The 11,482-nt window shown below is 68.6% G+C and carries 5 protein-coding genes and 1 tRNA gene; 5 read left to right on the forward strand and 1 reads right to left on the reverse strand.

Going from position 1 to position 11,482, the window contains the following annotated elements; all coding sequences use genetic code 11:
• Positions 1-236 precede the first annotated feature (236 nt).
• The 3 genes from A6A29_RS20685 (at position 237) to A6A29_RS20695 (ending at position 1,998) form a co-directional block, all read left to right on the forward strand.
• Positions 237-309, forward strand: a tRNA-Thr gene (locus A6A29_RS20685).
• A 102-nt stretch (positions 310-411) separates the two neighbouring features.
• The gene (locus A6A29_RS20690; protein ID WP_073721835.1) at positions 412-1,197 is read left to right on the forward strand and encodes a DeoR/GlpR family DNA-binding transcription regulator; all 786 of its coding nucleotides are present in this window, start codon (positions 412-414) and stop codon (positions 1,195-1,197) included.
• A gap of 144 nt (positions 1,198-1,341) precedes the next feature.
• Positions 1,342-1,998, forward strand: coding sequence for an NUDIX domain-containing protein (locus tag A6A29_RS20695; protein ID WP_073721837.1), 657 nt, complete (start codon positions 1,342-1,344; stop codon positions 1,996-1,998).
• A gap of 10 nt (positions 1,999-2,008) precedes the next feature.
• On the opposite strand, the gene A6A29_RS20700 is transcribed toward A6A29_RS20695, so the two are convergent.
• Positions 2,009-4,636: a SpoIIE family protein phosphatase gene (locus A6A29_RS20700; RefSeq protein ID WP_073721839.1), complete on the reverse strand. Its 2,628-nt coding sequence runs from the start codon at positions 4,634-4,636 to the stop codon at positions 2,009-2,011.
• 399 nt (positions 4,637-5,035) lie between these two features.
• On the opposite strand from A6A29_RS20700, the gene A6A29_RS20705 reads away from it, so the two are divergent.
• Complete coding sequence (locus A6A29_RS20705) at positions 5,036-10,489, forward strand: HAMP domain-containing protein (RefSeq protein WP_073721841.1); 5,454 nt, start codon at positions 5,036-5,038, stop codon at positions 10,487-10,489.
• A 244-nt stretch (positions 10,490-10,733) separates the two neighbouring features.
• Positions 10,734-11,417, forward strand: a complete 684-nt coding sequence (locus A6A29_RS20710; protein ID WP_073721843.1) for a response regulator — start codon at positions 10,734-10,736, stop codon at positions 11,415-11,417.
• Positions 11,418-11,482: the final 65 nt, after the last annotated feature.

The raw sequence follows: 11,482 nt of genomic DNA on the forward strand, positions 1-11,482 counted from the left end.
GGGAAAGCCCCGTACCGCAAGGTACGGGGCTTTTCTGCGTTCACCGGCCTTTCGCCGATGCTCGTAACCTTCCTCCCGATGCTGTTCGCGGCGCTACCAGGGGCCGGGCCGGCGCGCGGCCGGTCTGTGGGGGAGTTCCGTGAGGCTCGTGAGAATCCGCCGGGAATCGGCGCGTCCGATGGTTAACAGCACCCTGGGATTCAGGGTATGCTTTATCTCGTTGCACAGCGCGACAGGCCCCAATAGCTCAGTCGGTAGAGCGTCTCCATGGTAAGGAGAAGGTCTGCGGTTCGATTCCGCATTGGGGCTCAGTCAGAAGAAAGGCTCCCGCCATTCGGCGGGGGCCTTTTTTGTGTTCCAGCCCATCACATGCTGATGTTCACATGAACATCAGCATGATAGAAATGGTTCATGGGTGTTGCTGATCGTCTGGACCTGACGCTGCGGCTGGTGCAGGGCTCCGGCCGTGTCTCCGTCTCGGAACTCTCCCAGCGTCTGGGGGTGTCCGAGATGACGGTCCGCAGGGACCTCGACGCGCTGGAGCGCCAGGAGCTCGTCCGCCGAGTCCATGGCGGCGCCGTGGCCACGAAGGCGCGTGAAGAGGGCGCGGGCTTTGTTGCACGGGAAGCCTGGCAGTCCGCCACGAAGGACCGGCTGGGTGCCCGGGTGGCCGCGATGGTCGAGCCGGGGTCCCGTGTGCTGCTGGACGCCGGAACCACGACCGTGCACGTCGCCGAGCACCTCGCCGCCCGAAGGCCCCTGACGGTGGCGGTGCTGAGCCTCCAGGCGGCGATGTGTCTGGCGGACCGCCCCGGCATCGACCTGCTCGTCGTCGGCGGGCGTTCACGGGCCGGAGAACGGTCCCTGGTCGGTCCGTTGGCCCTGCGCACGCTGGAGTCGTTGGCCTTCGACTGTTTCGTCATGTCCATCGGGGGTGTGCACGCCGAGCACGGCTGGTCCGAGTTCTCCTTGGACGACGCGGCCGTCAAACAGGCCGGACTGGCGCAGTCCGCCCGGACCGTCGCGGTGGCCGATGCCACCAAGCTCGGGGTCCGGGCGTTCAGCCAGGTCGCCCCGCTCGGTGCGGTGGACAGCTTCGTCACCGACACCGGTGCCGAGGACTCCGACACCCATCCCAACGGCCCGCACACGCTGAAGGCGCTCAGGACGGCGGGCGTGCCCGTCCTCCTGGCCTGAGGCCCCCGCCCTCCGCATCCCGCCCTCCGAAGCCCGTCCTCCGAAGCCCGCACATCGCCACTGACCCGCACATCGCCACTGAGGTGACGCCATGAACGCTGTTCCCCGCCCGCTGATCAACCTCGACGCCGCTCCGGCCCCGCGATGACCGCCGGCATCGATACCCCCGACCGCCGGGGCCGCACCGGCCTCGACCGGCAGGGCCGTGACCTGACCGGCAACCCGCGGGTGCGGATCGTCGATGTGGAGGTGCTCTCCTGCGACTGGTACGTCCTGCGCAGGACGACCTTCGACTACCGGCACAGCGACGGACACTGGAGCCGGGAACAGCGTGAGACCCATGACCGGGGCGACGGCGCCACCATCCTGCTCTACGATCCCGACCGCCGTACGGTGCTGCTGACCCGCCAGTTCCGTCTCCCGGCCTACGTCAACGGCCACCCCGACGGAATGCTCATCGAGACGGCTGCGGGCCTGCTGGACGGGGACAGTCCCGAGGAGGCCATCCGCAGGGAGGCGGCCGAGGAGACGGGGCACACCGTCGGCGCGGCCGAGCACGTCTTCGACGTCTACATGAGCCCCGGCTCCGTCACCGAGCGGCTGCACTTCTTCGCCGCCCCGTACACCCCGGCGACCGCCACCGGCAGTGGAGGTGGCATCGCCGCCGAGGGCGAGGACATCGCCACCGTCGAGCTGCCCTTCACCGAGGCCCTCGCGATGATCCGCGCCGGGGAGATCGCCGACGCGAAGACCATCATGCTGCTGCAATGGGCAGCCCTGGACGGCCCGTTCGGCTCCTGAGCGCCGACCGTCAGACGAGTGGCGGTTCGGGGACGCGCATGGCCAGGATGGCCATGTCGTCGGAGGCCGGCTCGGCCGCGAAGCGTTCGACGGCGCGCAGGATGCGGGCGGCGACCGCCCCGGCCGTCAGGCCCGTACAGGTGGCGAGGACGTCCGCGAGGCCGTCGTCGCCGAGCATGCGGGCGCCCTCACGGCGTTCGGTGACACCGTCGGTCACGCACAGCAGGACATCGCCCGGGTCGAGGGTGACCTCCTGCTCGTACAGTTCGAGGTCCTCGATGACGCCGAGCAGCGGCTGAGGCTCGGCGGCCGCCTCGACGGAGCCGTCCTGACGCAGACGCAGCGGCAGGGGGTGCCCCGCGCACACCACCTTCAGGAGAGCGCTGCCGTCCTCCTGGGGCCACAGCTCCCCGTACAGCAGCGTGAGGAAGCGACTGCGTGTGCCCTCGTCGAGGATCGCGGCGTTGAGCCGTTCCAGCACGGCCGGACCGCCGAAGCCCTCGCGGGCCAGCAGACGCAGGGCGTGCCGGGCCAGGCCGGTGACGGCCGCGGCTTCCGGTCCCGTACCGCAGACGTCGCCGATGGCGAAGCCGTACGCGCCGTCGCGGATGGGGAAGACGTCGTAGAAGTCGCCGCCGACCTCGTTGCCCTCGCCCGCCGCGCGGTAGATGACTTCGATCTCGACATTGGGTACGTCGGGCAGGCCCGGAGGCAGCAGGCTGCGCTGCAGGGACTGGCTGATCGCCGTGCGTTCCGAATACAGGCGGGCGTTGTCGAGGGCCAGTGCGGCCCGTCGGGAGAGGTCCTCGGCCAGTTCCAGGATCTCCTGGCGGAAGTGGTCGTCGGAGGGCTTCCCGAGCGTGAGCATGCCGATGACGCGGTTGCGGGCGACCAGGGGGAGTACCACCGTCTCCCCGCCCACGGCCGAGGCCGTGGCCAGGGTGGTGCGGGTGGCCACTCCCATGCTCGGCGGCGCGTCGCGGTCGAGGCTGCGCGTGGAGGTGAGGAGCGCCGCCCGGTGAGCCGCTTCGGACGGGGCGGCCCACACGCGGGCGCCGGGGGTCGGCACCGGATCCGGCGGGTCGATCTTGGAGAGCAGGGCCTTGAGCCCGTCGATGAGGTCCTCGTCCTCGTGGAGGACATAGGAGAGGTACGGCTCCGAGGACTGGTCCGCGATGGTGTAGACGGCGCACCAGGTGGCGAGCGTGGGCACCGTCATCTGGGCCATGAGTGCGAGGGTCTGGTCCCGGTCGAGGGTGCCGGCGAGGAGGTCGGACGCCTCGACGAGGAAGGACAGGGAGCCGCGGCGCAGGCGCTCCAGCTCGCCCAGGCGGGCGGATTCGACGGCGAGCGCGATGCGGTCGGCGGCGAACTGGAGGCGCAGGGCTTCCTCGTTGGAGTACCGGCCCGCCGCTTCGGCCGCGACGCCGAGGGAGCCGGTGAGGCGGCCCTCGACCTTCAGCGGGACCGTGACGACGGAGCGCATGCCGGTGTCGCCGAGCAGGGGGACGGCGCCGGGGACCGCGGTGAGGTCTTCGTGGACGGCGGGCATCCGGGCGGAGCCGTACCGTCCCGTTCCGGCTTCGACGGGGACCCGGGCGAAGCGCTGGCGGGCCGAGGGGAGGCCGGTCGTGGCCCGGACCTCCAGTTCGGTCTCGTCGTCGGTGGCCAGAAGGAGGAAGGCGGCGTCGGCGTCGAGCATGTCCCGGGCCCGTTCGACGGTGCGCTGGAGCAGGCCGTCGAGGTCGTCGGGGGCCGGGGAGCCGATGAAGACCTCGAACGGGTCCGCGGCACGGTTCTCGGCGGTCGTGTCGGAGACGGGGGTGCGTACGGGGGACAGGAGTACGGCACGTTCGTATTCGCGGACGAGGAGGCAGACGGTGGACGGTTCGCCCTCGGTGTCGCGTACCCGCAGGTGCGAGGCGTAGACCGGGATGACGCGGCCGTCGGAGCCGCGGATTCCGTAGCTGCCCTCCCAGCGGGAGAGCTGGAGTGCGTCGGCGATGCCGGTGTTGGTGCCCGGGGTGTGCGGCCAGGCCACGAAGTCGGTGAGCTGTTTCCCGGTGACCTGGTCGGCCGCGTAACCGAAGAGGAACCCGGCGTCGTCGTTCCACGCGGAGATGGAGCCGGAGCGGTCGATCTGCACGACGGCGACGCGTACGCGTTCGTCGGTGACGGGGAGGAGCGCGATCGGCAGCACCGGGCCCGCGGAGCGGATGCCCACCGGGCGTTCGGGGAGGTCGAGCTGGAACCAGACGTGCTTGCGCGTCGGGGTGTACTCGACGCCCCAGCGGACGGCGAGCGCGGCGCAGAGCAGCAGGCCCCGGCCGCTCTCGCGGTCGGGGCTGCCGAAGTCCAGAGCGCTGCTCTGGAGCGGGACCTCGCGTTCCGGATAGTGGTCGGAGACCTCGACGCGTACGCCGTCCTCGGTGCGCAGGCACAGCACGTCGGCCGCGGTCCCCGCGTGCACGACGGCGTTGGTCACGAGCTCGCTGGTGAGGACGACCGCGTCGTCGACGACATCGTTGTAGCCCCACCCCTGGAGGGTGTCCCGGACAAAGGCGCGGGCGGTCGCGACCGAGCGCCCGACCGGGTCGAAGGTGGCAGCCGCGCGCGCGGTGATCACAGCACTCCCCATATGGTGTCTCGTCGCTTCCCCGAGTCCTGTGCCCGATTCTCGCCACTTCGATTCGCCTGCCAGGCTAGACGCTCGTTCACTGTCGCGGGTACACGAGGGCCGACTTCGGGACCGATACCCCGGCAGTTGTGCGCGGGCGCACAACCACGGGCTCCCGAGGGAGGGATGTGCGGGAACCGTTGGAGGTTCCACCCCGACCAGTTCCGGCCTGGTACGTTTCAACGATTTGACGTCCGCATGGTCACCCGTCAACGGTGTGCTGTGGCGGTGAGTCAAAGTAGAACTGGGCAAGCTTTCCGGATAGGCCCGAGCGATACGGTCAAACCCTGCGGGAGGGACACGGTGGAGTCTGGCGTGGCGGCGCGGGGTTCAGGAACGCGCACAAAAGGCGGACAGTCCGTGAAAAAACAGCGCAATGGGACCATCGATGTGGATGCGGCGGCTCTGAACAGACTGCTCGCGGCCCTCGTGGCGATGCGGGACGGCAACTTCCGCAGGCGGCTGACCGTCTCGGGCGACGGCGTGATGACGGAGATCGCGGCGGTCTTCAACGAGGTCGCCGACCGGAATCTTCATCTCACCGGTGAGCTGGCACGCGTACGGCGTGTGGTGGGACGTGAGGGAAAACTCACGGAACGGCTGGAGACGGGGGCCTGCGAAGGTTCCTGGGCGGCCGCGATCGATGCGTCCAACGAGCTGGTCGATGATCTCGCGCGACCGGTGTCCGAGGTCGGCCGGGTGCTTTCGGCGGTCGCCGAAGGTGATCTTGAGCAGCGGATGGAGCTGCGCTCGCACACGGCGGACGAGACGGTTCGGCCGCTGCGCGGCGAGTTCCTGAAGGTCGCCCGTACGGTCAACAACCTGGTCGACCAGCTGTCGGCGTTCACCGAGCAGGTGACGCGGGTCGCGGTCGAGGTGGGGACCGAGGGCAAGCTGGGCGGGCAGGCCCAGGTACGGGGCATGTCCGGGTCGTGGAAGGACCTCACGGACTCCGTCAACACCATGGCGTACCGGCTGACGGCGCAGGTGCGGGACATCGCGCTGGTGACGACGGCGGTCGCCAAGGGGGATCTGTCACGGAAGGTCACCGTCCATGTGGCCGGTGAGATGCTCCAGCTGAAGAACACCGTCAACACGATGGTCGACCAGCTGTCCTCGTTCTCCTCCGAGGTGACCCGTGTCGCGCGTGAGGTCGGTACCGAGGGTGAACTGGGCGGCCAGGCGACGGTGCCCGGTGTGGCCGGGGTGTGGAAGGACCTGACCGACTCCGTCAACACGATGGCGGGCAACCTCACCTCGCAGGTGCGTGGCATCGCGGAGGTGACGACGGCGGTCGCCAATGGTGACCTGTCGCAGAAGGTCACGGTGAGCGCGCGCGGCGAGGTCGCCCAGCTCGCCGAGACGATCAACCAGATGACCGAGACGCTGCGGACCTTCGCGGACGAAGTGACGCGTGTGGCCAGCGAGGTCGGTGGTGAAGGTCTGCTGGGCGGTCAGGCCCAGGTGCCGGGGGCCGCGGGGACGTGGAAGGACCTCACCGACTCGGTGAACACGGTCTTCCGGAACCTGACGACGCAGGTGCGCGACATCGCCCAGGTGACCACCGCGGTGGCCAGTGGGGACATGTCGCAGAAGGTCACCGTCGATGTGGCCGGCGAGATGCTGGAGCTGAAGAACACCGTCAACACGATGGTGGACCAGCTTCAGTCGTTCGGTTCGGAGGTGACCCGGGTCGCCCGGGAGGTCGGTGTCGAGGGCCGGCTGGGCGGTCAGGCCGAGGTGCCGGGGGCGGCGGGGACGTGGAAGGACCTGACCGACTCCGTCAACACGGCGTTCCGGAACCTGACCGGTCAGGTGCGGGACATCGCCCAGGTGACGACGGCGGTCGCCAACGGCGACCTGTCGCAGAAGGTCACCGTCGATGTCGCGGGCGAGATGCTGGAGCTGAAGAACACCGTCAACACGATGGTGGCGCAGCTGTCGTCCTTCGCCGACCAGGTGACGCGGATGGCGCGGGACGTGGGCACGGAGGGCCGTCTCGGTGGCCAGGCGCGGGTCGACGGCGTCCTGGGGACCTGGAAGGAACTCACCGACTCCGTCAACTTCATGGCGGGAAACCTGACGTCACAGGTCCGCCAGATCGCCCAGGTGACCACGGCGGTGGCGCGGGGTGACCTGTCGCAGAAGATCGATGTGGATGCCCGGGGCGAGATCCTGGAGCTGAAGAACACCATCAACACGATGGTCGACCAGCTGTCCGCCTTCGCGGAGCAGGTGACCAGGGTTGCCCGTGAGGTGGGCACGGACGGGCGGCTCGGCGGACAGGCGCAGGTGCCCGGTGTGGCCGGGGTGTGGCGTGATCTGACCGACTCGGTGAACGGCATGGCGGGCAACCTCACCGCTCAGGTCCGTAACATCGCGCAGGTCGCCACGGCGGTGGCGCGGGGTGACCTGTCGCAGAAGATCGACGTGGATGCCCGGGGCGAGATCCTGGAGCTGAAGAACACCCTCAACACCATGGTCGACCAGCTCTCCAACTTCGCCGAGCAGGTGACCCGGGTCGCCCGTGAGGTGGGTACGGAAGGCATCCTCGGCGGTCAGGCCGAGGTGCAGGGTGTGTCCGGTACATGGAAGGACCTCACCCAGTCCGTCAACGGCATGGCGAACAACCTCACCCTGCAGGTCCGCAATATCGCCGAGGTCACCACCGCGGTCGCCAAGGGTGATCTCTCCAAGAAGATCACCGTTGACGCCAAGGGCGAGATGCTCGAACTGGTGACGACGGTCAACACGATGGTCGACCAGCTGCTGAACTTCGCCGACGAGGTGACGCGGGTCGCCCGCGAGGTGGGTACCGAGGGCATCCTCGGCGGTCAGGCCAGGGTGCGCGGCGCGACCGGCATCTGGAAGGACCTCAGCGACAACGTCAACCTGATGGCCAGCAATCTCACCAGCCAGGTGCGCAACATCTCCCGGGTCTCGTCGGCGGTCGCCAACGGCGATCTGACGAAGAAGGTCACCGTCGAGGCGCGCGGCGAGGTCGCCGAACTCGCCGACACCGTCAACACGATGGTGACGACGCTGTCCTCGTTCGCCGACGAGGTGACGCGGGTCGCCCGCGAGGTGGGTACGGAGGGCGAGCTGGGCGGTCAGGCCAGGGTGCCGGGAGTCGCCGGTACGTGGAAGGACCTCACCGAGTCCGTGAACTCGATGGCCTCCAACCTGACCGGCCAGGTGCGCCAGATCGCCACGGTCACCACGGCGATCGCCAAGGGCGATCTCACCAAGAAGATCGACATCGACGCCCGCGGTGAGATTCTGGAGCTGAAGAACACCATCAACACGATGGTCGATCAGTTGTCGTCGTTCGCCGAGCAGGTGACCCGGGTGGCCCGTGAGGTGGGCACGGAGGGGCAGTTGGGCGGTCAGGCCCGCGTCCGTGACGTGGACGGCACCTGGCGCGACCTCACCGAGTCGGTGAACGAGATGGCCGGGAACCTGACCCGTCAGGTGCGCGCCATCGCGGCCGTCGCCACCGCGGTGACCCGCGGCGATCTGAACCTCAAGATCGATGTGGACGCGGCCGGCGAGATCCAGGTGCTGCAGGACAACGTCAACACGATGATCGCCAACCTGCGCGACACCACCCTCGCCAACAAGGAGCAGGACTGGCTCAAGGGCAACCTCGCCCGGATCTCCGGTCTGATGCAGGGCCGCCGCGATCTGGACGATGTCGCTTCGCTGATCATGAGCGAGCTGACCCCGGTCGTCTCCGCGCAGCACGGCGCGTTCTTCCTGGCCATGGTGCCGGGCGACACGGGAGAGGTCGGCTCGGACAGCGGGGAGGACGGTTCGTACGTGCTGCGCATGCGCGGCAGTTACGGATACTCGGCGGGCTCGATGCCGACCTCCTTCCGCCCCGGCGAGACGCTGATCGGTACGGCGGCCGAGGAGAAGCGGACCATCCAGGTGGACAACGTGCCGCCGGGTTATCTGAAGATCTCCTCCGGGCTCGGTGAGGCGCCGCCCGCGCATGTGATCGTGCTGCCGGTGCTCTTCGAGGGCAAGGTTCTCGGCGTGATCGAACTGGCCTCGTTCCAGCCGTTCACGCACATTCAGCGGGACTTCCTCAACCAGCTCGCCGAGATGATCGCGACGAGTGTCAACACGATCAGCGTCAACACGAAGACCGAGAAGCTCCTCGAACAGTCCCAGGAGCTGACCGAACAACTTCGTGACCGCTCGCAGGAGTTGGAGAACCGGCAGAAGGCGCTCCAGGCGTCCAACGCCGAACTGGAGGAAAAGGCCGAACTGCTGGCCCAGCAGAACCGGGACATCGAGGTGAAGAACACCGAGATCGAGGAGGCCCGGCAGGTCCTGGAGGAGCGCGCCGAGCAGCTCGCCGTGTCGATGCGCTACAAGTCCGAGTTCCTGGCGAACATGTCGCACGAGCTGCGTACGCCGCTCAACTCGCTGCTGATCCTCGCCAAGTTGCTCGCGGACAACGCCGAGGGCAATCTCTCGCCGAAGCAGGTGGAGTTCGCCGAGACCATCCACGGAGCGGGTTCCGACCTGCTCCAGCTGATCAACGACATCCTCGACCTGTCGAAGGTCGAGGCGGGCAAGATGGACGTCAGCCCGACCAGGATCGCGCTGGTCCAGCTGGTCGACTACGTGGAGGCGACGTTCCGGCCGCTCACGGCGGAGAAGGGGCTCGACTTCTCCGTACGGGTGTCCCCGGAGCTGCCCGCCACGCTCCACACGGACGAGCAGCGACTGCTCCAGGTGCTGCGCAACCTGCTGTCCAACGCGGTGAAGTTCACCGACAGCGGTGCCGTGGAGCTGGTGATCCGGCCGGCCGGTCCCGATGTGCCGAACGCGATCAGGGAGCATCTGCTGGAGGCGGGATCGCTGCGTGACGCGGATGCCGATCTGATCGCCTTCTCGGTCACGGACACCGGTATCGGCATCGCGTCCAGCAAGATGCTGGTGATCTTCGAGGCGTTCAAGCAGGCGGACGGGACGACCAGCCGCAAGTACGGCGGTACGGGCCTGGGCCTCTCCATCAGCCGCGAGATCGCCCGGCTGCTCGGCGGCGAGATCCATGCGGCGAGCGAGCCCGGACGGGGTTCGACGTTCACGCTGTATCTGCCGCTGCACGCCACCAGCGAGCTGCCGCCGCAGGGTTACCCGCAGTTGGGCCCCGGCCCCATCGAGGTCCACGGCATCGCGGCCGAGCACGCCCTGCACGCGGAGGCCGCCCGGGGGGCCGGTCAGGCTCCGCTGGGCGATCCGGCCAACTCGGCGGGGATGTTCCGGCGGCGCCGCAAGGCGCTGGGGGACACGGCGCGACGGCCCGCACTGCCGGCCGGTACGCCCGCCCGTGGAAGTGCGGGCGGCGTCGGCGGGGGCGGTGCGCAGGAGGAGTGGGTGCAGGGAGGGCAGGAGGAGCCGGAGGCCCGGCGGACGTTCCGGTTCCGGGGTGAGAAGGTGCTGATCGTCGATGACGACATCCGCAATGTCTTCGCGCTCACCAGCGTGCTGGAGCAGCACGGACTCTCGGTTCTGTACGCGGAGAACGGCCGCGAGGGCATCGAAGTCCTGGAACAGCACGACGATGTGACGGTCGTACTGATGGACATCATGATGCCGGAGATGGACGGCTACGCGACGACGACGGCGATCCGCCGGATGCCGCAGTTCGCCGGGCTGCCGATCGTCGCGCTCACCGCGAAGGCGATGAAGGGTGACCGGGAGAAGGCCATCGACTGCGGGGCTTCCGACTATGTCACCAAGCCCGTCGATCCTGATCATCTTCTTGCGGTCATGGAGCAATGGATGCACGGAGAGTGATCGGGGATTGGGTGAATCACAGTAAATTGCTGACCGACTGTGGCCGAGCGGGTGTGAGCGCGGGATTTCCGGGGAACCTTCTGGTCTCCCACCGCGTTTGCGCTACGTGCACAGTGACATCGCGGTGACAGGGTGTGGTGACGGGCGGGGTGCGGCTACCATGACCGGCACAAGGACGGACGGCGTAAGGGAGTCGTCCCCTGGGGCGGCACCCGGTGCGATTCCGGGGCGAGGAGGACGGGCCATGGTGCAGAAGGCCAAGATCCTCCTGGTCGATGACCGGCCGGAGAATCTGCTGGCGCTGGAGGCCATCCTCTCTGCGCTCGATCAGACACTGGTACGGGCATCGTCAGGGGAGGAAGCGCTCAAAGCGCTGCTGACGGACGACTTCGCGGTCATTCTGCTGGACGTCCAGATGCCAGGCATGGACGGTTTCGAAACCGCCGCGCACATCAAGCGCCGGGAGCGGACCCGGGACATCCCGATCATCTTCCTCACCGCGATCAACCACGGTCCCCACCACACCTTCCGGGGTTATGCGGCCGGTGCGGTGGACTACATCTCCAAGCCGTTCGACCCGTGGGTCCTGCGTGCCAAGGTCTCGGTCTTCGTCGAGCTGTACATGAAGAACTGTCAGCTGCGTGAGCAGGCCGCGTTGCTGCGGCTCCAGCTCGAAGGCGGCGGCCACGCGGGCGGCGAGCACGAGAGGGAGCCGGCGGGTCTGCTGGCCGAACTCTCCGCGCGGCTCGCGGCGGTGGAGGAGCAGGCGGAAGCCCTCTCCAAGCAGCTCGACGACGAGTCCGCGGACGCCGGTGCCGTGGCGACCGCGGCCCATCTCGAACGCAAGCTCACCGGGCTGCGTCGCGCGCTCGACGCACTGGAGCCGGGCGCGGGCGGCAACGCCGGTGCCCTGCCCGCGCAGAACTAGCCCGCGCAGAACTAGGCGGACACGGCCCGGCGCAAGGGACGTCGGCGCTCGGAGAACCGGGCGGG

This window comes from Streptomyces sp. TSRI0281 (assembly GCF_001905125.1).
Taxonomy (GTDB): Bacteria; Actinomycetota; Actinomycetes; order Streptomycetales; family Streptomycetaceae; genus Streptomyces.